The following is a 24,000-nucleotide window of genomic DNA, read 5'->3' as shown; positions in this document are numbered from 1 at the left end:
ACATTATTTTTTGAACATTTTGTCCATGGTTGCTTTTTTAAAACCATACTCTAATGTTAAAATGTTCATTATTAGGAAGATAAGAAATGAAGTTGAATCTACATAAGTAATGTCTTTCTGCGCAATATGGTAAAGCATTCCTCCAAAAATAAATATGAGAGTTAGGAATACAGCATTGCGCATGGCTTTAATCCTGATTTTTTCCGTTTCAAGATTTTCGTTTTTGGTAAGTGCTAAAAGAATCATCAAGGCACCGGCCATCATTAGTAGTTTAGAACATTCTTTATAAAATAAAAGATTGTGATCGGTTACCTTGCCAAACATGGCAAGGATGAATGGTAGAAAAACTGCAAGAAGAAGGATGATATATCCCATTGGACGGCAGAATATGGGTAGTAAAGCTTTCATATAAGTCTATATTTTATGTTGCAAATATACTCTTTTGTTTTCTAAGTTCTATCTTTGCATCATAGAAACCCAATAATTATGAATAAGCAAGAAGTAATACTAAGTGAGAATTTAGAGAGTAGTGTAAAACGAGCAATTGGTCGTTGTGCTCACGATAAGATATTTATTCTAACTGATAAGCATACTCATCTACTTTGTATGCCGCAATTGATTGGTATTCCGGAATTGCATACAGCCATTGAAATCTGTATTGAAGCCGATGACATATCTAAAACGCTTGATACTTTAGCTCATGTCTGGCAGGTTTTGAGCGATAAAGGAGCTACCCGTCATTCTCTCTTAATTAATTTAGGGGGTGGAATGGTAACGGATTTAGGAGGATTTGCTGCTGCTACTTTCAAAAGAGGGCTGAATTATATTAATATTCCTACCACTCTTCTTGCTATGGTGGATGCCTCTGTAGGTGGGAAAACCGGTATCAACTTTAATGGTTTGAAAAATGAAGTCGGTGTTTTTGCACCTGCCGATTCAGTATTGATCGATACTAATTTTCTTCGTACGCTTGATTCTTACAACTTCTTTTCTGGTTATGCAGAAATGCTTAAACACGGATTGATTAGTACAGATGAACATTGGAATGAACTGCTCGCTTTCAATACAGAACAAATTGATTATAGCTATTTGAAATCATTAGTTGGACATTCGGTACATATCAAGGAAGATATAGTTCTGCAAGATCCTTTAGAACATGGAATTCGAAAAGCCTTAAATTTAGGGCATACAGTAGGACATGCTTTTGAAAGTTTGGCATTAGCCGAAAAACGTCCGGTTCTTCATGGTTATGCAGTAGCTTGGGGCATTGTTTGTGAATTGTATCTATCTACTATGAATGTAGGTTTTCCAAAAGAGAAGTTACGGAAGACTGTTTCATTTGTTAAAGAGAACTATGGTACGTTTTACATTGACTGTGATAAATATGATACTTTATATGATTTCATGCAGCATGATAAAAAGAATGTAGGAGATACTATTAACTTCACTTTATTAGAAGATATTGGTAAGATCGTTATAAACCAAACTGCCAATAAAGATAATATCTTTGAAATGCTCGATTTTTACCGTGAGTGCATGGGATTATAAGTTTCTTGTAGAAAAATTGCTAAAATACTTTGTCTTTTTCAAACTAACCCCTATCTTTGCATCCGCATTTCGGGATGTAGCTCAGCCCGGTAGAGTGCTCGTCTGGGGGGCGAGTGGTCGCAGGTTCAAATCCTGTCATCCCGACAATGATATACTGATTATCAATAACTTAGATGGAAAATGTTCGGTTATTGTTCGGTTTTATCAAGAATTTATAAAAGCGGTTAGATTTAGGCAACTGAACTAACCGTTTTTTCTTTATATGCAAAAATAAAGCATTATCTTTGTGTTGCTACTGAATAAACTCTGTTTTATTGGTGGTTGAATGATATACGGGTGAGGGTGGTTTCTTACCCGTTTTTTCTTTCACACGTGTAGTGATAGGGAGGTAAGCTTCGTTGTTTCGTTGAAAGGAGTACAGAAAAGCCCCGATCTTTCAACCGGGGCAAGCTGTTGAACAAACGTTCAGTGTCAAGTTAAACATCATAATTCCACAGCCAATAACTCTTTGCCTAATTTATGAAAGGCTTCCTCTATTTTTTTTCTTTGGGCTTCTCTGGGTTTCTTTAATCCAGATGCATAATGAAACAACTGAAGTGTGTCAAAATGATATTATTTATGATTTTAACCCGGCTATCAGAAACTTTCCCGGCGTTTTTATTTTTCCCCATTGTGTATGGTAGAGCAGTTGCCAGATAGTATTTCCTAACTTTCCATAGTCGGATAGTTTTAATATAGCATTTACTTCTTGCGAGTCGTTAATTTTTAGGCGGGCTAACTGCTGCAATAGCCCTTCCAGGTTATGCGTTTTTTTATTGAATGCGTATTCCGGAGGAGCTTTAATAGAAGAATGCCCTCCTTCATCATCTATCTTTCTCTCCTCTTCTTTCCTTTCCTCTTCTTGCACTGCGCACGCAGGCGGTTGCTGCCTGATTTTCATCCACTTAGTTTCGGCTGCCCGCCGACATTGATCGCTCTTGGCAGCTCGCTTATCGTCGAGGGGGCGCATTCTTTCGTTCAGGCCGGGCGAGAAAAAACAATCGTCTTCTACGGCAAAGAGCGCGTAATGCGTAATAATACGTTCTACCACCACGCGTGTTGTCTTTATTCGCCGGGCCAGCATATCCAGCATCTTGAGCTGACCTCTGTAGCCGTTTTGCTGACGGAGAAACTCAATAAGAAACCAGTATACCCCATAGCCTTTGGCACCTTCTTCTTGTATAAGCGCCATCAGCTTCAGGTTATTGGCAGCGGTAGCGTCGTGTGGAAAATACTGATCGTTTATCATGCAAACTCCTTTCCGACATCAAAACAGGGGCAAGCTTTGTTGCTTACCTCGTTATGCCCTAATACGCGTTTAATGGGGATGAGCTCTTTGAATCGTTCCACCAGTTGCCTGATGGCTTTTTTCTGTGCTTCTGTTCGGGTGTCTTTCGGGGTGCCATCGGCATCTGTGCCGCCAATGTAGGCTATGCCAATGGCGCTGCTGTTCCACCCATAGCAATGGGCGCCTGCCCGCGTGATGGGTCTTCCTTCTTCGATGCAACCATTTAAATGAATAACATAATGATAACCTATACCATTGAATCCCTTTTCGCGGTGCCACCTGTCTATCTCTTTCACAGTATAATCTTTGCCTTCGGGGGTAGCTGTGCAATGAATCATAATATATTTCCAACTCATACTACAGGCCTCCATTCCATAAAATTCTCTACCTGAAAAGTGCGCCATCCCTGTTCGGCTACATCCCAATAAACCACGGTTGTTTGTATGCGTTTAAAGTGATAATTGCATTTAAAAGCATTCGGATAGTAAATGAGTGTGCCGGTGGTCAACCTGAATTCTCCATTTTGTTTGCGATAGGCAATTACGGCATGTCCATATTGCAGGTGATCTACCAATTGTTTCAGTCGCTCAATCATCCATAAGGCAGTGGTTTCGGAATAGCCTTTCTCTCTCATAATGTGATACCGGAGGCGTTTGTTATGATCTCCTATTGTTCTCTTTCTCATCTTTTAATCTTTTGTTTGTAATGTTTAAATCCTTTTGAATACAAAAGAATAAAATCAATTTGTAATGGAATGGGAATATTTTTTCTCATTTTATTAGGAAACGGTTTTATTCCTTTGTAGAGACGCACGGCGTGCGTCTGAAACGATTTAAAATAATCAATCAATGAATACCCCTTTTATAGATGATATAGATTTTTTTGCAAAAACATTTGAAGAAAGAAAAAGTATGGTTGGATCGCGCATTGGTATTGTATTGTGGAAAATTCGTAAAGCAAATGGATTAACACAACACACAGTTGTTGCAAACACTTTTATAACACGTAGGTTTCTTACCTACGTTGAGAATGGGCGTGGCGGTTCTTTGGAGCTAATGCTAAGGCTGTTCTATTACTATGATAAGTTTTGTTTCATTCCTTGTTTTTTGAGGGAAGAATTTGAGGCTTTGCTAACAGCTGTTTGGAATAGAGGCTACTATTGATTCTGATGAAGCGGTCTAAATTTTTTAACTCAAAAGAAGATAGATACGCTGAAAACACTTCCGCGTTCATCCGCTCATTCCGTTTTTTCCGCGTACCCATTTCCATTTCCTTTAAAATGGTTCGGAAAGGAGGACTTTTCACCACAGATTACGCAGATTTTCACAGATTAAATTATTCCACTACAAAACCAAAGAGGACAGAACTTTTAGTTAATAATCTGTGAAAATCCGTGTTAATCTGTGGTGAATTAGCTCAAAACTGAATTAAAACAGCAAGCATTTCAAAATAACTCTCTCGGATTAATCTTCAGAAACTCATTGTAAGGAATTCCACCTGTTCCAACGAGCAGAACCTTTTCCGGATGAAATCGCTCTGTAAAAATTCCCATTCCCGCATTTTCTGCTTTCATTCCACTTTTTACTTCAAGTCCGATTACCTTATCACCTTTTTCTAAGACAAAATCAACTTCGTAATTTCCATCTCGCCAATAATAGAGGTTGTATCTTTCGGAAATAGCATGATTTATCAAATGAGCTCCAATTGAAGATTCAACTAATCGCCCCCATAGCTTTGGATCAACAATTGCTTTTTCGTAGGTATCATCGCTTTGTGCTGTAATTAATGCATTGTTATATACTTGGAATTTGGGACTTGATCCACGTTTGCGGATTATATCTCCGGCGTACTTATCTAATCCGCCTAATAATCCACAATCGGATAACAGTTTTAGATAGTTGGCCAATGTTGTTGTATTACCAGCATCTTGAAGTTGACCCAATATCTTCGTGTATGAAAGTATCTGACCTGAATAAAGGCAACCCAACTCGAATAATCGTTTTAACAAAGCAGGCTTATCTACCCGCGTCAGCATCAAAATATCTTTGGAGATACTGGTCTCAATAAGCGAATCTTTTATATAGTTCTTCCAACGTTCCTCATCACTAATCAGTGTTGCCGATCCGGGATAGCCTCCAAAGTAGACGTATTGTTCTATACTCCATCCAAATGCCTCCTGCATTTCGGGATAAGACCAGTGTCCTAAATATAAAGTTTCAAAACGACCGGCTAATGATTCGGTTAGCCCTTTCTGTATTAGCAATCGAGAAGAACCAAGCAGAATCACCTTTATGTTGATTTTCTCACGAGTATCTTTATCCCATTGTTGTTTCACGACTTCACTCCAATTGTCTATTTTCTGAACTTCATCAATTATAAGCAAGAACTCTGAAGCGTTCGACGCTTTCATCCGCAGGCGAGCTGATTCCCAAATTTGTGTGATCCAAGCTGAGTTTGTAGCTGAAATGGCATCTGCTGATTCGAATAAGTTTGGGATTAACAACTGTTCAACAAGTTGTGTTACCATAGTGGTTTTGCCCACTTGGCGAGGTCCCAGAATAACCTGAATAAACTTTCTGGGCTCTTCAATTCTTGATTTAACCGACTTCAGATAAGGACGTTCAAACATATATTTTCAATTTTACTCAATATAGATAGCAAATTTACTCAATATTTTGAGGTTTGCAAATAATTCATGATAAATCATACATTCCCAACTACTTTCGTTAGGTATAAGTTTAATCATGTAAGTAGATGTTCATAATTAGTTTATATCATCGCCCTTTTTAACTCAAAAGAAGATAGATACGCTGAAAACACCCATTTCCATTTCCTTTAAAACGGTTTGGAAATGATTAAATTTGAACCGCAAAGTTACGCAGATTAACACAGAGTTTTTAATACAATGCTGCATAGAACTAAAACTTAATCCTCTGCGTTAATCTGCNTCAATATAACTCAAAACAAGATAGATACGCTGAAAACGCGGAATGAGCAGAAACACGCGGAATTATTTTTTCTTGCCACATAAGTACAGAAATATATCTTCCGCGTTCATCCGCTCATTCCGTTTTTTCAGCGTACCCATTTCAACTTAACTCAAAACCGAACCCAAATGAATAACCAAAATGCTTAGATAATTACGAGCACCTACTTACCAAAAATAAACATTCCAATTTTCTACTTTACATTGTTTGTGATTTTGACTCTATTTGCAATGTATTTATTTGTAAATAAAATCAAATATACATTTCATATCTCATACAATTTCATTTTTAAACATATATCTTTGAAGCCTGTTTATCAGAAACCTATTTTCATTAATAAAAGTATATTATTATGTTATTATTCACTTTAGTAGATTTACGTTCTAAGGAACGTTTGAGAAACGGGCGTTATCGTACTTCAAGAGCATATAGAAGTACATTTAATAGCGTAAAGTCTTATTGCTTATGCGATATTACTCTGGAGAAATGTTTTACCAAGAAATTTCTGGTAAGTTACCAACAGTTTTTGGAAAATAGAGGATTGAGTCTAAGCACTATTTCTTTTTACATGCGTATGCTCAGGGCGCTGTATAACTATGCTGTAGACTGTGAGTATGTTTCTTTTACACCCAAATTGTTTGCCTGTGTATATACAGGCACAGGTAAAACAGTGAAGAGAGCTGTTTCGGCTGATAGTATCCGGAAGTTGAATGAACAGATGTTTTCAGAAGGTTCTGCTTTGGATAAGAGCCGCGACCTTTTCTTGTTCAGCTTATATGCACAAGGTATTTCTTTTGTAGATATGGCCTTCTTAATGAAGAATAACCTGTCTGGTGATACCTTGACTTACCATCGCCGTAAAACAGGAACTAGTATCACTGTTAGCTTGATTCCTGAAGCACAGGCTATTTTGAAGAAGTATGCTTCTCGTGTATCGGATAGTCCTTATCTTCTTCCGATTATAACAAGTACTTCTTCTCAACGAGCTTATACGCAGTATGAAAGTGCTTTACATTTGCATAATCACCATTTGAAACAAATTGGTCGCTTATCCGGTATGGAAAATAAGTTAACTTCATACGTGGCACGCCATTCTTGGGCTACTATTGCTTATCATAGTGGTGTAGATGTAGCTGTAATTAGTCAGGCAATGGGACATCGTACAGAAGAAGTGACTAGAATTTATTTGGCCTCCTTTAGTGTAGAGACGCTAATGAAGGCTAATAGTCTGGTAATGAGTAAATTAAGTGGTTCTTGTTGAGAGGGGAAATTGAGGATGTCCGTCACTTAGTAGGTGACAGATAAAACGTGTTGCAAATGTAGTGCATTCGTCTGAATTGCGCAAATTTTGTTCTCAATCACTGTTTTTATCTCGCTTCTTGAAACATTGTAACAAATAATATATCTCTGTGATATATTATTATATACACGGTGTGTTTTGCGTAAAAATACACTACAAATAGGTATGTATTTCCCTTATGTTAATTAACTATAATTAACACGTACGCACAATAACTCTTCGTTCCTTCCTCAAAAAAGAGTCGTTTTTTTACTTTTTCTAATAAAGTATGAGCTGCTTAGATTCTTCTTATTACCTCGTCATACTTCCTTCTGTTTTGCAACAGCTTTTAGAGGGCTTATTTGCTTGGTTTTATCTGTCACCTACTAAGTGACGGATATTTGCAACAAAGCTAAAACCATAAAAAAATCCATTATATCTATGAACAGGAAATTCTTCTTCCTTTTTTCCCTTTTGTTTTTCAGCCTGTCTTCTTTCAGTCAGGTTTCCTTTCCAGGTACTGCTCATGATGTTCCTTTTCGGTATAAAGGTTCCTCCATACCTCGTTTTGCATTGAAAAACAACTTGCTGTTGGATGCTACTCTTAGTTTTAATCTTGCTGCTGAATTTCGTTTGTCTCGTAGGCATACGCTCGAAGTAGGGGGGAGTTATAATCCCTGGACTTTTTCCGGCAATAAGAAGTTTAAGCATTGGATGGTTCAGCCCGAATTTCGTACTTGGCTCTGCGAGCCCTTTACCGGTCATTTTTTTGGTATTCACCCCATGTATGGTGAGTTTAATATCGGTCACCTGTCTATAGGTTCTTTAAAAGATCATCGTTATGACGGGCGTTTTGGTGGAGGCGGTTTTAGCTATGGTTATCATTGGTATCTTTCTCCTCGATGGAGTATAGAAGCCAGTGTAGGTTTTGGCTATTTATATATTGATTATGACCGATATGAATGTGCCCATTGTGGCGATTTGGAGAAGAGCAAGCATAAACATTATGTAGGGCCAACAAGGGCGGCTATTAACTTGATTTATGTGCTGAAATAACAGCCTCTCCCCGGCCCTCTCCCAAGGAGAGGGGGAAGGGGGATAGATTTGACTAATAATTAAGATTTCTTTTTTCAATATTAATATGTACTAATTATGGCAACAATAACTAATATACATTCAATCATTCACACTTTACGACGCATTCTTTCTCCCTCTCCTTGGGAGAGGGCCGGGGAGAGGCTGCTCGGGGTGAGGCTCCTCTTTCTCTTTGTATTGAGTTGCGGCTCAGCTTTTGCACAGAACTACCAGGGTTTTGTTTATGTGAATGGACGCGAATTTCTGGAACGAAATGATACGTTGTTTGTGAGTTTCGATATTCATGTTGATTCCAAAGCTGTACCTACTTGCGGTACTGTGATATTCGAACCGGAACTTGCCGATGATACTCGTAAAGTGATATTGCCTTATATACGCCTCACCGGAAAAAAACGTGCCCATCTGGATCGTCGGTGGTTTGCTTTGTGTAGTGATGAATGGTTGTCTTATTATCAACCTCCTCATATTTCGGTTACTACAGGTAAATATACAGATGAGATACTCTCTTACAACATTCACCTTCCTTATGAGGATTGGATGGAACAGGCTAACCTCTCTCTGAAACAAGAGATTACAGGGTGTCGTCATCAAAGTCAATTGTATGTGTATACATTAAATAATTGCCTAAATCTGTCTCCTCGTGCTCCTTACCAGGTACAACCTTTGGTTAGTATGAGTACTCCGGATGATGCTTCTAAAACCCGTGTCCGTCAGGGTAGTGCTTTCCTCGATTTTCAGGTGGGTCGCTCTGTGATCCTTCCCGATTTTCGCCGAAACCCGGTGGAGCTGGCTAAGATCAACGATGCCATTTCAGGCATTGCCGATGATGCCGATGTACAGTTAAAGGGAATCACGGTAGAGGGCTTTGCATCTCCCGAGGGCACTTATGCATCGAACGAGAAGTTATCGCGCGAACGGGCAGCGGCTTTAAAGGAATACATACGAAACCGTTATTTCTTTGCCGAGCAGCTATTTACAGTGCGCTGGACGGGCGAAGACTGGAAAGGACTCAAAACACTGGTAGAGCAAAGCGACCTGGATTATAAGAATGAATTGCTGGCAGTTATTTCCGGCTATGAGGAACCGGATGCCAAAGAACGCAAACTGAAAGCAGTTGGTCGCGGTATACCGTACTCCAAAATGCTACGCGAGCTCTTTCCGGAACTGCGCAGGGTGGAATACCGGGTAGATTATATGGTTAGAAACTATAACCTGAGCGAAGCCAAAGAGGTGCTTCGCCGAAACCCCGATAACTTATCGCAACTGGAAATGTACAGGGTAGCCGAAAGCTACGGAAAAGACAGCCGGGAGTACCGGGAGATTATGACGGAAATCATCCCCAAACATTTTGCTACCGATGCGGTGGCGATAAATAATGCTGCTGCCTTATTAATCGGCAATGAAGAGTACCAAACGGCACGACGCTTACTGGAAAAGGTATCTCCACAAAGCCCTTCGGTTTGGAATAACCTGGGAGTAATTGCCTTGCAACTGGGAGAACTGGATAAAGCAGAAGAGTTACTTAACCAGGCAGCACTGGTAGGGCTGAAAGAGGCGGTGCATAACTTGGAGGAGATGAAGAGGAAAAGGGAAGATGATAAAAAGAGGTGATTTAGTTACGAGTTACGAGTTACGAGTTACAAGTTACGAGTTACAGGTTAGGATGCTGCATAGAACTCCTCGCCCCTTCGGGGAGAGGTGCCCGTAGGGCGGAGAGGGGAATTAAGACACGGAAGCAGGACTATTCAGTTCTAATCTCTCTCTTTATCAATTGCCGTCTGCTCTCTTTATCAATTGCCGTCTGCTTTAGCTGACGGACTATGAAATCTTTATGCAACCAGGGCTTTAGCCAAATGATTTGTTTGGCTAAAGCCAGAAAAAAGAAAGAAATGCTCTGAACCGTCAGCTAAAGCAGACGGCAATTGATAGAACTTAACAGTTCTCCCTTCGGGAGGGAAAAGACTAAAAATTGAACATTAAAAATTGAACATTAAAAATTAAATGAATCGTTTTATATATATATTGATTTTATTAACTCTCCTATTCATTTCTTGTGCCACCTCGCACAAGCATTTGACAGAGCGACTTTTCCTGGAACGGGAGCGTATCTCTATCACTCATCCGGATGGAGGCAGTAACTCAAGTAGCCGGACATTGGGCGAGCAGGTAAATTACACGTTGGTGGCCGATGAACCTGAAAATCCGGAGGGTAGCGACCAGCCTACTCGTTTGGATACAACGCAGGTGTATGCACTGCCCGAGGTAAAGGTAACTTCGCGTACCCGTTTTACTTCTGTGCGCGAGGGATATGTAGATGTGGATTTCGTAATCCAAATTCCGGGGCGATTCATCTCCGATGATTATCAGCTTTGCTTAACGCCCGAACTGTTTCATAATGATTCGTCGGTGGTGCTGGCAGATGTAGTGCTGCGTGGTAAGAACTTTGTGGAGATGCAAGAGCAAGATTATGCAGCTTATGAGGATTATCTTTCTTCGTTGATTGATCCTTCCGGTTATGATACGGCTTTTGTAGATCGTAAAGGGTTGACACGCGACATTAGACACCGCCGTGAAAGCGGTTTGAACGATTACTATAGCCGTTGGGCTTCGGTTACTGAATATTGGCAATGGAGATATGCTAAAGAAGAAGCATACAGTAAAGATAACCTGATGCAAGAATTCCGTTTAGCCAATGAATTAAGTAGCGCACGTCGTAAATACGAGGGTGAGTTAACGCGTCGCCGGATGGCAGGCGCCGATACCGGTTCGTTAGGACGTGCCTATCGGAAAGAATGTAATCGGCTGAACCGTAAGTATAGTACCCGCAAAGAAATTACATTGGCCTCCGTACCTAAAAAGTACAGAGAGATTCACTTGCAGGGGCTTCGTCCGGAGGATGTGCAACCAGCCTTGCCGGCTGAACGTGATTCGCTGAAATTGGCCAATGAATATCTGCTGCATGAGCGCATTCTGATGAATGAATTTCAAACCGGTCGTAAAGACGCTGTTTTTTCTCAGTTGGTTCCTTATCCTTACTTGCCGGATGCTCATTATAATATGGTACTTCCCGAGGGGCAGGCTTTTAGTTATCGCTATACGAAGCGTTATCCTGTAAAAGCAACACTCCGCAACCTGAAGCTTACGCTGAAGGGGATGATCAGTGCCACGGATCGCAGCACCTATAGTATTAAAACCGATACGTTGACGTATGTAATTTCTTCGTTAGACGAGTTGGCCGATCCTAACTTGTTGGCTAATCCGGCATTCACCGATGAGTCTCGTAAAGAATATGCTTTTGCTTTGCAATTATTGAGAAAGCGCGAGTATGGACGGGCATTAAACATCCTCAAAGATTACAAAGATTACAATACGGTCCTTGCATTAACATGTACCGGATATTCCGGAGAGGCATATACCTTGCTTCGCAAAATACCCGCCACAGCGCAGACACACTATTTAGGAGCTATTCTCTGTTGCCGTCTAAAAGATGAACAGGCAGCAGTGAAGCACCTGAAGAAATCTTTGGAAATGGATGAAGATAAAATTTTCCGGATGGAGAAGGACCCGGAGATCTCTGAGCTGGCAAAGAAATATCAGTTGAGAGCTTCTTCAGTTGAAAATTGAAAATTGCGCTACCGTAAGGTAGCCACCAAATAGTTTTTTAATTAACTAATTTTTTAAACAACATGAAATTAAATTTTAAGTATGTAAGTATGTTAGCTTGTGCCGCTTTAATGGCCGGATTTACAAGCTGTAGTAACGATGATGAAGCTGCTGTTGAAGGCTTGCTTCCTAACGGAAAGGTTACTACTGCCCGTTTTATTTTAAATCAAACCGGTACTACTACACGTGCAGCTTCGGCTACACCAACAGATGATGAGAAAGCAATTAAGAACGCTACATTGTACGTGTTCAATAATTCTCAGGTATTGGAAAAGGTAGTTAATTTTACAAATACCAATACTTCTCCGGTGGTTGAAATTACTTCAGGTGGTCATTACTTCCTGGCAGCTGTTAACGCGCCTGCTGTAACCGGTATTGAAGAAGGAAAAAGCACATTAGGCTCTGTAGAGAAAATAATTGCAGAGGTTGCCCTTGCTTCTATCACCAATGCTGCCAAAGGTTTCTTTATGACAAATGTAGACGGTGCTGTAAGCAAGAACCTGGCTGTTAATGTTGAAAACGCTGTTGATATCAATGTAGGGCGTGCCATGGCTAAAGTAGCTTTGACTTGTGCGGATGGTGACGACGCAACCAGCCTGAGCGGTCCTAATGGTAAACTGCTTAATGTGAAGTATGTAACTGCCAACAATCCTGCTAAGATGTATTACTTCCCGGTAATAGAGGCAGGTATTTACAAGGCTCCTTACTATGCAGATCAAACAGTGACAGATGCCAACTATCTGCCTGCGTTGAAATATACCGACTCTTACGCTGCCATCGGTGCTATGTCTGTGGCTCCGGGTACTAATTCTTACCTGATGGAAAATGCAAACGAAAAAGTGAAAAAAGGTAATATGTCTTACCTGTTGATTAGTGGAAAATTTGAACCGAGTGCCTCTCTTTTGAAAAACAAAGACAATACTGCTTCAGCAGTTTTACCGGCCAGTGGTACTTTCTATCGTCTTTATAACGTAAACAACGACGAGTATTATGATATGTATATTGTAGCTGATGCGAAAACGGATATCGACCCTACAAAGTTTACTTATGATGCACTGCCTACTACCGACCCAAGCGGTAAAGGTAAGGGACATACCGTAAACGTAATCGAATATAAAGACGGTATCAGCTATTACGCTTTTGCTTTGGAAAACAATGAAAATGCAGATCCTATCAGCAAATTCACCGCTAAGCGTAACGTTTGCTATGATGTTACTTTGAACAAGGTAATGAACGCAGGTGCTTCTGTGCCCAACATCAATGGTAACAATGATGGCAACAACACAGATGATACAGATTACATTCCGGGTACCGGTGGTGGCGACGGTGGTGGCAACAATAATGATGACACTAACAAAGGTGGTAAAGAAGAACCGGTAGAAGGTGTTTGCAAAATTAAAGGAACCATCACAGTGCTTCCTTGGACTGTAGTAAGTCAAAACGGGGGTATTGGTTATTAATACACCTATAAATAAATGAATGGTTAGGGCCGGTGTCGGATTGCACAAACCACCTGTTTTCAGGGTCTTTTCGGCCCGGCTCTTTCCTTACTTAAATCAATAAAACAAAACTGCGATGAAATACTGTTTTTCTTTCCCTTGGGGCAGGTTATCCTCTTTGTTGGTCATACTTCTGTTTCCTGCTTTTATTTTTTCCGGTTGTATCCATGATGATAATGATGATTGTCCTACGGGCGTATTCTTGCGGTTTTCTTACGTACTGAATTCCCGTTTCACTTGTCTGTTTTCTCAGCAGGTGAATAATCTGGCTGTGTATGTATATCAGGATTCAACCTTCGAACTTTTGAAAAAGTTAGATGTAGGTTTTGATGAACTCTCTTCCGGTAATCGTTTGCACCTTGACTTGCCTGCCGGTAATTACCGGGTGGTGGTTTGGGGAAACCCGGATACTCGTTATTATAGTTGGGCGGATGAAAACAGCTATGATTCTTTCCGTTTGTCGGCCCTTTGCGATGGTGGTGGTAGAGTACCTTCTTCTTTGGGTTCTCTTTTTTACGGTGCCTGCAACCTCAGGTTGAAACAATATAATAATGCAGAGCAACCCGTGGAGATGATTAAAAACACAAATCGTATTCGTGTGTTGATAGAGAAACATACAGGTGTTCCTTCCGTTAGTATCTTCGAACGTTATGCGGTGAATATGTCGGGTAGTAATGGTTGTTATGATATTTGTAACGCCAATGTGTCTACCTCCGGTTGGCATTATCCTGCCGAGTGTATGACGGCTCCTGAGGTAGAGGTAGACTTTACTGTGCTTCGTTTGGCCGAGAATGATGATCTGACCCTAACAGTGAGCCATGCTATAACGGGCGAGGTGTTCGATGCAATCCCTGTAGTACAAGAGTTGATGTTGCATCCGCATATCAATAGCAGCGAAGACCTGGATCGTTACGATGAGTATCTTCTTCGTTATGAGCTTAATGAAACGAACGGATTGGTCTTGCTTGGTGTCAATGACTGGACGGTGGCCGAACAGGGAGGAGGGATTTAATTAATTATGAATGATGAATTAAGAATTATGATAGGAAAATATTCAATATGCCTCTTCTTCTCTTTCCTGCTGTTCTTTTCTTGTATGGGAGATGAATCTTCGGTTAGTTCTGATACTCCGTTGGATACGCCTCTTCATCTGAAATTAGTTACTCGTGCAGATGCGAATGCTATTAACAAGGAACAAGTACTGGAAAAACTGCGCTTGCTTATTTACGATAAGGATGGCAGATTGGAGGGTAATGTTTTGTTTACCGGCAGTGATTTGAAGACGCTGGCTCCGGACCAGACCTCTGAGGCAGGTGTTTATTATGTAGATGCTACTTTAACGCTGACTCACGGACGGAAAACTTTTTGTTTAATTGGCAATGAGACTTCTGTGCTTGCCTCCAAGCTTTCCAATGCTTCTGTGGTTGGCCGGTTAACCGATCTCGACAATTTGCATTGGGTGAGCCCTGCCATCGTAGATGGTTTACTGCCTTTTACCTGGTGTGAGTCTCGCATGATTATTGTGGGCGACAATGAACTTACTTTCAGTTTGCTGCGTGCTGTGGCCAGAGTGGATGTGCGTTTGTGGAAAGCTGCGGATATAACCGGTACTATTGCATTGGATGCATTGGAAATTTTGAATGAAGCTTCCGAAAGCCGTTTGCTGGAAGGTAATCCGCTGGATAAAACATTGGCTCAGGTTGTTTCGTCGGAGCAAAAGAAATCTTGGGGAGATGCTCCTTTGGCGGTTTCTACTGTTCCTGCTTCGTTGACCGATCAGAATGCTGCTCTTGCCATTGCTACCTTTTATCTGTTTGAATATAGCCCGGCAGGTACCGATGAGCCTACTTCGTTGAAGTTGCATTATACGCAAGGAACCGAAAAGAAATCGTATACCGTGAAATTGGCCGGCGGCAAAGATTCCGGAGATAATTACATCTACCAAATAAAACGTAATACCCTAACAGATTTAAGATTGACTTTTGAGACCGACGGCAAACTGAAAGCCGACTGGCAGGTAATGGATTGGACCGACGATAATTATGACCGCGAATTGGGTAGCGACGATTCCAACTGGTGGTATGCCGATTGGATTGATGTGGATGATTACTCTCATCAATTAGACGGAGTTAAATAATGAGTAACAATAAATAAAAAAGAATTGACAATGAAATTATTACATGTAAGAGGATTGCTGATACTCTGGTTATGGGTCGGTTTGTTTTCTCTATCCGGCTGTTCCGAGGAGGATTATGAACTTCCGGTTTCCGGGCAGCTAAACGAATTGAAACTCTTTTATCAGCATGAGGCCGACACAGAAGTGCTTACCCGTACTCAAACGGCTGATGAAGTAAAGATCAATAAAATATACGCTATTTTTTATAATTATAGTGCTGATACAGAAGCTGCTCGTACCTATGCAGGTGTTGCCGAGGCTACCGATATGGTGCCGTCTGGTGGAAGCGGTTTGGCTACCTTTCAGTTGCCCTCTGATTTAGATGCTTCAAAAAGCTATCATATCTATGTATTGACCAATATTGATAATTATGTATCGAAAGGTTCGAGCGCTACTGTGGAGGCATGGCTTAAAAGCGCGCTTTCCTCTTCTTCTGCTACATTCTCTCAGGCTGAGGGCATATTGGAGGCTGTAATCAGTAGTGCTGGTATCGCTGGTGACGATCTTCCTATGTTTGGTAAAACCGTTAAAACGAGTGCAGGTTCTCTGATTAGTGTTATGCTTACCCGCTTGGTTGCTCGTATTGATGTAACCTCAACAGTAGATGCTGCTACTTTTGATTTGGAATCGGTGCAGGTTTATAATGCCCGCAAGCATTCTAAATTGCTTACCGGTTCTTCTTTGGATTTAAGCAGTGATGCTTTTGTTGAGAGCTTTGATGCTGCGGTAGTTTATGATGTTACTGCCAAGGAATTAAAGAATAAAATCTATGTTCTTCCTAATTATCAGGCTGCTACTTCTAAGGGGGATAAGGTGACTACTTGTTTAATCGTGAAAGGTAAATACAATGGAGGAACTTCTTCTTATTATCGGTTGAATGTAAAGCCTAAAACCGGTAGTCAAGCTTTGAAGCCTAATCATCGTTATAAAATAAAAATAACGGGTGTTTCCGGAGCAGGTTCCGAAAAGCCTGGGGATGCTTATGGTGAGTCTGATGCTAAAATCTCTTATGATATTAACGACTGGAAAGAGGGTGATATGGGCGATGGCGCTTCCGATGAAAACGGTAACCGGTTGGATGTAAGTCCTCGTCAGGTAGTTTTCTCTTATCTGAAAGGTCAAAAAGCAACAATAAATTTACTAAAAACGGAAAATACAAATTTGGGTGCCATAACACTTACTTCTTCCGACTCGGATAATTTTGGAGCCAAATTGATTAATAGTAATACTCAGGTTGAGATTGAGGTTTTGACCGATAACTATGGGAATACAGATCGTGAGGCTTACATTATGGTGAAGTGGGGTTCTATGGAAGTTCCTGTTTATATTACCCAGTTGGGAGCAACCTCTACTGCGGGTGGTTTACGTGTGGCTCCTAATTCGCTACGTTTTGGTGCTACGGCTAATTTTCAAATTGCGACATTGGCCGTATCAGGTGATCTTTCTGGTGTCAATGTTTCTCAGATTAGTTTTCAGGTTATGAAAACAGAGAATGATCTGGAGGCTGGCAATGATTGGTGTACCATTAATGGTGCCACTTCCGGAAATAATGGTGCTGGGTTTACTGCAAAGTCTGGTACGAATGGATTGTTTGATTTTCAGGTAGATGTTACTGCTATGGATCCTAATGCCAAATATGCTCGTTCAGCTATCATTTATTTTACTTTGACTAAGCCTAATGGCGAGATCTTGAATGCTACTATGTCTGTGCGTCAGGCTCCAGGTAGTGGTGGTGGTAATACAGATAAGTTAGCTATTACTCTTTTTGAATGGACTAAAAATGATACTAATTATCCGGCTGCAGATAGTGATGTTGGCTATGCTAATCAAGCCATTAACGGTTTTGATACTAATATCTTTCGTGGTTTTCCGACTGATAAAGTAGGTTTGAATCATTTGCATTTTAGTGTGGTGGAGCATAAAACACTTAAATACCGTATTGCTATTCCTATGGATAAGAGTTGGCGTATTATAGTGAAAGGTAATGCTGTAGGTAAAATAGCCTTTACGGCTACTACTTCTACAGATCCTGTTGCTATTGCTGCCAATGGTAATGTTTGGGTTACTGCTACCAGTGATCCTATAGCTACATGGACTGATGGTAGTTTTGTGATTGAGTATGGTGATGGTACCGAAAGTGAGTTCTTTGTCTATCAGATGGGAATTGTTTCGCGTTTGAAGAATGCAATACAGCATAATGCGACAGAGCTTAATGGTAAAATATTTTATTATGGCGTAATGACTATCAATGGTGTGACTTGGTTAGATCGCAATTTGGGTGCAAGTGATAATGGCTATTTTTCTACGTATGATACTGGAGTTACTGGTACTAAGGAAGAGAAAAATAGGGGTGCTTTCTTTGAATCTGTGGTCAAAGCCGAAGCTGCTTGTCCTGCTGGTTTTCGTTTGCCTACATTTGATTTGAAGGCAGGTGAAACTGAAGATACCAACTCTGACAATGAGTGGGGATATGTTTACAGGCATGCTCAGTGGACGAAAGCCGCAGGTATGCAGGTAAATGGTAAAACGTACAAATATTCTTGGTATATAAGTATGAATTCCAGCGGTGAGTCTTGGCTTATCCCCCTTAGTGGCTACGGTTACGGCCCGGCGGGCGGGAACGGTCACTACTGGTTCAGTAAGGGCTACGTGTACTTCTACGCCACCAGTGAGTCTAAGAGCCGGGGCACGGGTCAGAGTAACACGAACGGGTTCTCCGCGCGCTGTGTTCGGAAATAACTTGATTCATTTGCTTTATTCTCTTCGGGCTTGTAGGCCCGAAGAGTGAATTACCGCCTTTGGCGGTCGAAAATATAAAATGTGATTTGAGACTTTGATTCTTTGATTATTTCTCCGGGCTTTTTGCCCGGAGATCATAACCACCGAAGGTGGTTCGAAATTTAGAAAAATATAGTATGACATTACAAGAAAAGCTATCGGCTCAAAATGGAAACGAACATCGTATTCATTTGTTTAAAGAGGGGAAGTTTTGGAAGGCGTATGAGAGTTCTGCTTTTCTTTTCGTTACATATATAAAAAAATATAAGGTGCAAAAAAAGATGGTAAAGTATCTGTCTATGCCGGTAGTCTCCTTAGGGTTTCCGGAAGAAGTTTACCAGAGTGTGGTTGGGAATATAGAAATGTTGGAAGTAAATGAGCGGTATAGAATATTATCATCAGAGCAATTCTTGTTTTCTATGAATGAGTTTACTGAGTGGAAAGAAGAACAACCTTTGATAATGGAAGCCGGGACTGTACAACTTCAATCAAAACCACTGTCACAAGTTCAAGAAAGTAAATCTGTGACTATTATTGAAGCAGAAGTACTGGAACAAATAAAAAGTTTTGGTATAGAAAGTAGTACACCTATTGAGTGTATGATGTTTTTGATGCAAATCCGAAAGAAATTGTATGGCACCCTATAGTAATTTGCCAGTATATAAAGCTATTTATGATTTGTTACTGCTTGTATTTAAAGACAGTTTCAATCTGCAACGGGAATATCGATATACCATTGGTGAAAAATTAAAATCAGAATTAACGGAATTGGTTATGTTAGTTTATCGGGCTAATGCAACCAAAGAAAAAAATATATTTATACAGGAAGCCCGCGAGCGGGTGGAACTGGTAAAACTTAACTTTCGTATTCTGCACGACCTGAAACAGATCTCTCTAAAACAATATGTGAGATATGCTGAAATGGCCGAAGGCATTTCCAAGCAATTGGCGGCCTGGCAGAAATACGTAAACAGTTGAAAACTGAAAGTTACGAGTTACAAGTTACAAGTTACGAGTTACAAGCTGCGAGTTACAAGTTACAAGCTGCAATACTGCATAGTAACTTTCAACTTTCAATTCTCAACTTTCAACTAAATAAAAACAGGGGATAGGGGTGAGCATTTCATAGGCCAAGGTCTCATGAGAGAGTGCCGGATAAATTAGGTAATCCACCGGTTTTAGCAATAAAGTCGGTAATAATCATCTCATTTCAATATTGCTTTTAAGCTCTGTTGGATTGTGTAGTACAGTGATTACTAAATATCCCCCTTAGTGGCAACGGTAACAACCCGGCGAACGGGAACGGTAACTACTGGTTCAGTAAGGGCTACGTGAACTTCAACGCCACCAGTGAGTCTAAGAACCGGAACACGAATCAGAGTAACACGAACGGGTTCTCCGCGCGCTGTGTTCGGTAATTTATCAATCCCCTGTTTTTTTAGCAGGAGTAAAAAAGAAAAAATAAATGAGCAATGAAGGTAGTACATTATTAAATGATTTGTTTGTGGCTTATTACGATGCCCGCAAAAATAAACGGAACACCATCAATCAGTTGCGCTTTGAAATGAATTTGGAGCATAACTTGTTGGAATTGTATCGTCATATTAAAGCGCGTACTTATAAGCCTAAACAAAGTATTGCTTTTATTGTAACTAAACCTGTAACGCGTGAAGTATTTGCCGCTGATTTTTCGGACCGGGTGGTGCATCACTTGATTCATAACTATGTGAACCCTATTTTTGAACGCATATTTATAGAAGATTCCTATTCCTGCCGCAAAGGAAAGGGTACAAGCTACGGGGTGAAGCGCTTGGAACACCATGTAAAAAGTTGCTCACAAAACTATACGCGTGATTGCTATATATTAAAACTTGATATACAAAGCTATTTTATGAGTATCGATCGGAAGATACTACATGAAATCATTAAGTCTATATTGAGTAAATATGCCGAGCGGAAAGATGCAAATGGGGTGATGTGGAAAGATAAGTTTGATTATGACACCGTATTATATTTAATAGATATTGTAGTAAACCAAGACCCTACCAGTAATTATATAATGAAAGGAGATCCTACCGGTTGGGAAGGGCTACCCTTGGGGAAGAGTCTTTTCCATGCTCCTCCCCACCGGGGGTTGCCTATTGGTAATCTTACCAGTCAGCTTTTTAGTAATGTTTACCTCAATGGTTTCGATCATTATATAAAGCGCACTCTGGGTTTTAAGCATTATGGGCGATATGTAGATGATTTTTATATTATCCATGAGGATAAGGAAGTACTAAGGAAAGCCATAAAGCAGATTTCGGATTACTTGCAGGAACACTTGAAGCTCAACGTGCATCCCAAGAAGATTTATCTGCAACATTATACCAAAGGTGCATTGTTTGTAGGAGCTTATGTTCGTCCATACCGGATGTATGTGAATCATCGGATTAAAAAGAATTTTAAGAGTCGTATGTATCAATTAAAAGACCACGGAAATAATCCGGTTAAGGTAAGAGATTCAGTGAACTCTTATTTAGGGGTTATGGCTCATTATCGTTCTTTTAAAATAAGAAGGGAAATTATGAAACAGCACGCTTGGGTGTTTAAATATGGCTATGTGCAAGACTGTTGTTCGGTTTTTCGACTGAATAGTTATTAGTTACAAGTTACGAGTTACTATGCAGCATTGTAACTCTCAACTCTCAACTAATAAACCCTAATTCCCGTTCCCGGCGGGAAATAGAAATTCCGGGAATTGATGTCAGTGTAACTCCGCTGTGAAGCGCGGGAATGATGTAAAATAGGTTTTTTGCTAAAGTGACCCTGCCAGGCGTGGCAGGGTTTTTTAAAATTAAAATGGTTTCTGAAAAATAGAGAATTATGGTACATTATGAAGCACATTTGTGCAGTGTGAAAATAGAGATCGGGAAGTTGGTTCGTGAAATTCGATTGCGGAATAACTTTACCCAAATTATTCTGAGCGAAAATATAGATATGAGTAGCAAGCAACTGCGTATTATTGAGTACGGAAGGGGTGCTTCTTTATGGGATATCATGAAGCTCTTTTATTATTTATCGGCAAAAGGATATCTGATGGAAGAGGAGGAGGGGAGGTTTAAGGGACTGCTGATTGAACTGCTTCATTAGAAAATGGTTGTTTTGTATATAGGGTTTTGAAGGAAATGGGAATGGGTACGCGGAAAAAACGGAATGAACGGATGAACGCGGAAGATATATTTTCGTCCTTATGTGGCAAGAAAAAATAATTCCGCGTGTTTCTGCTCATTCCGCGTTTTCAGCGTATCTATCTTGTTTTGAGTTATATTGAACCGCAGAGTTACGCAGATTAACGCAGAGGATTAAGTTTTAGTTCTATGCAGCATTGTATTAAAAACTCTGCGTTAATCTGCGTAACTCTGTGGTTCAAATTCAATCATTTCTGAACCGTTTTGAGTTAATCCCCTCCGAACTCATTGCCTCTCCAAATAAAAGCGTTATTTTTGTAATAGATAAAACAAAATAAACCCATATATGCGATACCTCGACCCTAAAGCCGATCTTACCTTCAAGCGTGTATTTGGCGAACACCCCGATTTGGTGATGAGCCTTCTGAACGCCCTTCTGCCTCTAAGCGAAGAAGAAGAGATAACCGATATTGAGTACCTTGCTTGCGAGATGGTGCCCGAAAATCCATTGCGCAAGAATAGCATTGTAGACGTTCGCTGTAAAGACAAACAAGGCAGGCAGTTTATTGTAGAGATGCAAATGATATGGTCGCCCGAGTTTAAGCAGCGTGTATTGNTTATGTTCGGCAGATAGATACCGGCGAACATTATGAGCTTTTGCAACCGGTATATTCACTCAATCTGGTGAATGAAGTCTTCGAATCGGATTTAGAGGGTTATTACCATTACTACAAACTGGTGCACGTAGAGCATACCGAAAAGGTAATCAACGGCCTTCACCTGATATTTGTTGAGCTTCCTAAGTTTACACCCAACACCTACGCTGCTAAGAAGATGCAGGTATTGTGGCTTCGTTATCTTACGGAAATCAGTCAGCATACCCGAGAAGTTCCGCAAGAGTTAATGGATAACCCTCAAATAAAGAAGGCAGTTACTGCCTTAGAGGAATCTGCCTTTACTGATGCTCAACTGCTGGGCTATGAGAAGTTCTGGGATATTATTAGTGTGGAGAAAACACTATATAGTAGCGCAGAGCGGAAAGGAAGAAAAGCAGGGATGGAGCAAGGTCTGCAACAAGGCTTAGAGCAAGGCTTAGAGCAAGGCTTGGAAATTGGTCGCGAAGAAGGTGCAAGAAAACAAAACTTTTCTAATGCGCGAAAATTCAAGCAGTTGGGAGTAGCTGCTGATATTATAGCTCAAGCAACCGGGCTTTCGATAGAGGAGATAGAGGGGCTGTGATAGGTTATTTGAGATAGGTTTTGAGTTAATTCACCACAGATTAACACGGATTTTCACAGATTATTAACTAAAAGTTCTGTCCTCTTTGGTTTTGTAGTGGAATAATTTAATCTGTGAAAATCTGCGTAATCTGTGGTGAAAAGTCCTCCTTTCCGAACCGTTTTGAGTTAAGTAGAATATATTTTGTGTTTATCTATTATTATATCTTTCTGGTAATCAATTATTTATAACTCTTCTACAGAAAACCGCTTTCGGGAGTGCAAATTGCTTGGTGGCTTCCTGTATAATTATCACCTTTGCATTGTTGATCAGCACAAATATTTTTTTAACCTAAACATTAACAATTAAAGAAAGGAGACAATTATGTCTGTAATTTACCGCGTGGTTGAAAGACCATCCAACCCGCTTGTAGCCAATTCGCCTAAAAAACATTATCCTCTTATTGTAACCGTAGGTCGGAAAGTGGATACCAAATTTATCTCAGAAAAAATCAGAGATAGCTCTTCACTCTCTATGGGAGATATTCTGAGTGTGCTCCAAAACTTTGTGGAGAAACTGAAAGAGCAACTTCTGGAAGGGAAGACGGTGAATATCGACGGCTTGGGTGTGTTTATGCTCTCTGCCCAATCTAATGGTGCCGATAAGGCCGAAGATGTAACGGCAGATACCGTGAAGGCTGTTCGTATTTGTTTTCAGGCCAGTAAAGCCCTTCGTATATCCAAAGCGAGTACCCGCGCCGGCGAGAAATTGACCCTGATTAAATTGGAGGACTATCTGAAAAACTTAGGTCTGAGTGTGGGAGGAAACCTAACCGGAGGAGGTAACGACGATGGAGCCGGGGGCAATGATGATGGAGGTTCCGGCGGCGGAGGTGATGAATTTATTGATCCGTCGGCTTAATGAATTGATTTAAATAAAATCAGCATGAAGAAGAATAAAAGAACATGGGATACATTATTGCGGGTGCTTATTGCTGTAGCAAGTGCTATTGTAGGAGCTATAAGCGGACAGGCTATGAATAACTAATGAAAGAGGCTGTCTCTTGAGGTTTATACACTTACTTTTAAGACGTTTATACATAATTTGTAGGCACGTCATAAAGAAATTAACCCGGAGACAGCTTTTTTTAGTATTTTTATAGTAAGTTTCTCCTATAAATGTCTCCGTTAGCCTTGTGTGGGGTTTCCACCCACAAGGCTAACGGTCTGTCTGAGCACACTTTCCTTAGTCTTCCTTTTG

The 24,000-nt window shown here is 40.5% G+C and carries 21 protein-coding genes, 1 tRNA gene and 1 pseudogene; 18 read left to right on the top strand and 5 right to left on the bottom strand.

All coding sequences use genetic code 11. The annotated features are described in order from the left end of the window. Nucleotides 1-3: 3 nt before the first annotated feature. Entirely contained in the window at nt 4-408 is a 405-nt protein-coding gene (locus tag D0T60_RS14245) for a hypothetical protein (protein ID WP_163218777.1), read from the bottom strand. Nucleotides 409-486: 78 nt separating this feature from the next. Between D0T60_RS14245 and aroB the strand changes: the two genes are divergently transcribed. Continuing rightward, nucleotides 487-1,548: a 3-dehydroquinate synthase gene (aroB, locus tag D0T60_RS14240; RefSeq protein WP_163218776.1), complete on the top strand. Its 1,062-nt coding sequence runs from the start codon at nt 487-489 to the stop codon at nt 1,546-1,548. Nucleotides 1,549-1,618: 70 nt separating this feature from the next. Next, nucleotides 1,619-1,692 (top strand) — tRNA-Pro (locus D0T60_RS14235). A 472-nt stretch (nt 1,693-2,164) separates the two neighbouring features. Here D0T60_RS14235 and D0T60_RS14230 read toward each other — a convergent pair. From D0T60_RS14230 to D0T60_RS14220, 3 genes are read right to left on the bottom strand one after another with little or no spacing between them, the layout of a single operon-like run. Continuing rightward, on the bottom strand, nt 2,165-2,836 hold the full coding sequence (locus D0T60_RS14230) for a Lin1244/Lin1753 domain-containing protein (protein ID WP_163218775.1): 672 nt from the start codon (nt 2,834-2,836) through the stop codon (nt 2,165-2,167). Next, the gene (locus D0T60_RS14225; RefSeq protein WP_163218774.1) at nt 2,833-3,231 is read right to left on the bottom strand and encodes an N-acetylmuramoyl-L-alanine amidase; all 399 of its coding nucleotides are present in this window, start codon (nt 3,229-3,231) and stop codon (nt 2,833-2,835) included. The genes D0T60_RS14230 and D0T60_RS14225 overlap by 4 nt, the downstream gene beginning before the upstream one ends. After that, nucleotides 3,228-3,560 carry an SH3 beta-barrel fold-containing protein gene (locus D0T60_RS14220; RefSeq protein ID WP_163218773.1) on the bottom strand — a complete coding sequence of 111 codons (333 nt, stop codon included), beginning with the start codon at nt 3,558-3,560 and terminating at the stop codon, nt 3,228-3,230. Before D0T60_RS14220 ends, D0T60_RS14225 begins: the two co-directional genes overlap by 4 nt. A gap of 163 nt (nt 3,561-3,723) precedes the next feature. Here D0T60_RS14220 and D0T60_RS14215 point away from each other — a divergent pair, with 163 nt between their 5' ends. Further along, the gene (locus tag D0T60_RS14215) at nt 3,724-4,038 is read left to right on the top strand and encodes a hypothetical protein (RefSeq protein WP_163218772.1); all 315 of its coding nucleotides are present in this window, start codon (nt 3,724-3,726) and stop codon (nt 4,036-4,038) included. A gap of 281 nt (nt 4,039-4,319) precedes the next feature. Here the strand turns inward: D0T60_RS14215 and D0T60_RS14210 are convergent, their stop codons facing one another. Continuing rightward, a complete protein-coding gene (locus D0T60_RS14210) occupies nt 4,320-5,504 on the bottom strand; it encodes an ATP-binding protein (protein WP_163218771.1) in 1,185 nt (394 codons plus the stop codon). A 710-nt stretch (nt 5,505-6,214) separates the two neighbouring features. Here D0T60_RS14210 and D0T60_RS14205 point away from each other — a divergent pair. The 15 genes and pseudogenes from D0T60_RS14205 (at nt 6,215) to D0T60_RS14135 (ending at nt 23,787) form a co-directional block, all read left to right on the top strand. Beyond that, nucleotides 6,215-7,123 carry a site-specific integrase gene (locus tag D0T60_RS14205; RefSeq protein ID WP_163218770.1) on the top strand — a complete coding sequence of 303 codons (909 nt, stop codon included), beginning with the start codon at nt 6,215-6,217 and terminating at the stop codon, nt 7,121-7,123. A 459-nt stretch (nt 7,124-7,582) separates the two neighbouring features. Next, nucleotides 7,583-8,197: a DUF3575 domain-containing protein gene (locus D0T60_RS14200; protein ID WP_163218769.1), complete on the top strand. Its 615-nt coding sequence runs from the start codon at nt 7,583-7,585 to the stop codon at nt 8,195-8,197. Nucleotides 8,198-8,293: 96 nt separating this feature from the next. Further along, nucleotides 8,294-9,847, top strand: a complete 1,554-nt coding sequence (locus tag D0T60_RS14195; protein ID WP_163218768.1) for a DUF3868 domain-containing protein — start codon at nt 8,294-8,296, stop codon at nt 9,845-9,847. 390 nt (nt 9,848-10,237) lie between these two features. Beyond that, on the top strand, nt 10,238-11,860 hold the full coding sequence (locus tag D0T60_RS14190; RefSeq protein ID WP_163218767.1) for a hypothetical protein: 1,623 nt from the start codon (nt 10,238-10,240) through the stop codon (nt 11,858-11,860). A 62-nt stretch (nt 11,861-11,922) separates the two neighbouring features. After that, nucleotides 11,923-13,359, top strand: a complete 1,437-nt coding sequence (locus tag D0T60_RS14185; RefSeq protein ID WP_163218766.1) for an Mfa1 family fimbria major subunit — start codon at nt 11,923-11,925, stop codon at nt 13,357-13,359. Nucleotides 13,360-13,474: 115 nt separating this feature from the next. Then, the gene (locus tag D0T60_RS14180; RefSeq protein ID WP_163218765.1) at nt 13,475-14,410 is read left to right on the top strand and encodes a FimB/Mfa2 family fimbrial subunit; all 936 of its coding nucleotides are present in this window, start codon (nt 13,475-13,477) and stop codon (nt 14,408-14,410) included. A 6-nt stretch (nt 14,411-14,416) separates the two neighbouring features. After that, entirely contained in the window at nt 14,417-15,535 is a 1,119-nt protein-coding gene (locus D0T60_RS14175; protein ID WP_163218764.1) for a FimB/Mfa2 family fimbrial subunit, read from the top strand. Between the two features lie 30 nt (nt 15,536-15,565). Continuing rightward, entirely contained in the window at nt 15,566-18,313 is a 2,748-nt protein-coding gene (locus D0T60_RS14170) for a DUF4906 domain-containing protein (protein ID WP_163218763.1), read from the top strand. Nucleotides 18,314-18,489: 176 nt separating this feature from the next. Then, nucleotides 18,490-18,999 carry a hypothetical protein gene (locus tag D0T60_RS14165; protein ID WP_163218762.1) on the top strand — a complete coding sequence of 170 codons (510 nt, stop codon included), beginning with the start codon at nt 18,490-18,492 and terminating at the stop codon, nt 18,997-18,999. Continuing rightward, nucleotides 18,986-19,330 carry a four helix bundle protein gene (locus D0T60_RS14160; protein WP_163218761.1) on the top strand — a complete coding sequence of 115 codons (345 nt, stop codon included), beginning with the start codon at nt 18,986-18,988 and terminating at the stop codon, nt 19,328-19,330. Before D0T60_RS14165 ends, D0T60_RS14160 begins: the two co-directional genes overlap by 14 nt. Nucleotides 19,331-19,817: 487 nt before the next feature. Continuing rightward, nucleotides 19,818-20,996: a reverse transcriptase domain-containing protein gene (locus tag D0T60_RS14155; protein ID WP_163218760.1), complete on the top strand. Its 1,179-nt coding sequence runs from the start codon at nt 19,818-19,820 to the stop codon at nt 20,994-20,996. A 221-nt stretch (nt 20,997-21,217) separates the two neighbouring features. Further along, nucleotides 21,218-21,484 carry a hypothetical protein gene (locus D0T60_RS14150; protein WP_163218759.1) on the top strand — a complete coding sequence of 89 codons (267 nt, stop codon included), beginning with the start codon at nt 21,218-21,220 and terminating at the stop codon, nt 21,482-21,484. Between the two features lie 384 nt (nt 21,485-21,868). After that, nucleotides 21,869-22,761: pseudogene (locus tag D0T60_RS14145) on the top strand (Rpn family recombination-promoting nuclease/putative transposase). 363 nt (nt 22,762-23,124) lie between these two features. Then, nucleotides 23,125-23,661: an HU family DNA-binding protein gene (locus D0T60_RS14140; RefSeq protein WP_163218758.1), complete on the top strand. Its 537-nt coding sequence runs from the start codon at nt 23,125-23,127 to the stop codon at nt 23,659-23,661. Between the two features lie 24 nt (nt 23,662-23,685). Continuing rightward, nucleotides 23,686-23,787: a smalltalk protein gene (locus tag D0T60_RS14135; RefSeq protein ID WP_163218757.1), complete on the top strand. Its 102-nt coding sequence runs from the start codon at nt 23,686-23,688 to the stop codon at nt 23,785-23,787. Nucleotides 23,788-24,000: the final 213 nt, after the last annotated feature.

It is taken from the genome of Bacteroides sp. 224 (assembly GCF_010500995.1).
GTDB lineage: Bacteria > Bacteroidota > Bacteroidia > Bacteroidales > Bacteroidaceae > Bacteroides.
This window is presented reverse-complemented; position numbering and strand designations above follow the sequence as displayed.

Bases quoted from the DNA above. Each gene is read 5' to 3' on its own strand.
- D0T60_RS14245 (WP_163218777.1), bottom strand. From the start codon at position 408: ATGAAAGCTTTACTACCCATATTCTGCCGTCCAATGGGATATATCATC.
- aroB (WP_163218776.1), top strand. From the start codon at position 487: ATGAATAAGCAAGAAGTAATACTAAGTGAGAATTTAGAGAGTAGTGTA.
- D0T60_RS14230 (WP_163218775.1), bottom strand. From the start codon at position 2,836: ATGATAAACGATCAGTATTTTCCACACGACGCTACCGCTGCCAATAAC.
- D0T60_RS14225 (WP_163218774.1), bottom strand. From the start codon at position 3,231: ATGAGTTGGAAATATATTATGATTCATTGCACAGCTACCCCCGAAGGC.
- D0T60_RS14220 (WP_163218773.1), bottom strand. From the start codon at position 3,560: ATGAGAAAGAGAACAATAGGAGATCATAACAAACGCCTCCGGTATCAC.
- D0T60_RS14215 (WP_163218772.1), top strand. From the start codon at position 3,724: ATGAATACCCCTTTTATAGATGATATAGATTTTTTTGCAAAAACATTT.
- D0T60_RS14210 (WP_163218771.1), bottom strand. From the start codon at position 5,504: ATGTTTGAACGTCCTTATCTGAAGTCGGTTAAATCAAGAATTGAAGAG.
- D0T60_RS14205 (WP_163218770.1), top strand. From the start codon at position 6,215: ATGTTATTATTCACTTTAGTAGATTTACGTTCTAAGGAACGTTTGAGA.
- D0T60_RS14200 (WP_163218769.1), top strand. From the start codon at position 7,583: ATGAACAGGAAATTCTTCTTCCTTTTTTCCCTTTTGTTTTTCAGCCTG.
- D0T60_RS14195 (WP_163218768.1), top strand. From the start codon at position 8,294: ATGGCAACAATAACTAATATACATTCAATCATTCACACTTTACGACGC.
- D0T60_RS14190 (WP_163218767.1), top strand. From the start codon at position 10,238: ATGAATCGTTTTATATATATATTGATTTTATTAACTCTCCTATTCATT.
- D0T60_RS14185 (WP_163218766.1), top strand. From the start codon at position 11,923: ATGAAATTAAATTTTAAGTATGTAAGTATGTTAGCTTGTGCCGCTTTA.
- D0T60_RS14180 (WP_163218765.1), top strand. From the start codon at position 13,475: ATGAAATACTGTTTTTCTTTCCCTTGGGGCAGGTTATCCTCTTTGTTG.
- D0T60_RS14175 (WP_163218764.1), top strand. From the start codon at position 14,417: ATGAATGATGAATTAAGAATTATGATAGGAAAATATTCAATATGCCTC.
- D0T60_RS14170 (WP_163218763.1), top strand. From the start codon at position 15,566: ATGAAATTATTACATGTAAGAGGATTGCTGATACTCTGGTTATGGGTC.
- D0T60_RS14165 (WP_163218762.1), top strand. From the start codon at position 18,490: ATGACATTACAAGAAAAGCTATCGGCTCAAAATGGAAACGAACATCGT.
- D0T60_RS14160 (WP_163218761.1), top strand. From the start codon at position 18,986: ATGGCACCCTATAGTAATTTGCCAGTATATAAAGCTATTTATGATTTG.
- D0T60_RS14155 (WP_163218760.1), top strand. From the start codon at position 19,818: ATGAGCAATGAAGGTAGTACATTATTAAATGATTTGTTTGTGGCTTAT.
- D0T60_RS14150 (WP_163218759.1), top strand. From the start codon at position 21,218: ATGGTACATTATGAAGCACATTTGTGCAGTGTGAAAATAGAGATCGGG.
- D0T60_RS14140 (WP_163218758.1), top strand. From the start codon at position 23,125: ATGTCTGTAATTTACCGCGTGGTTGAAAGACCATCCAACCCGCTTGTA.
- D0T60_RS14135 (WP_163218757.1), top strand. From the start codon at position 23,686: ATGAAGAAGAATAAAAGAACATGGGATACATTATTGCGGGTGCTTATT.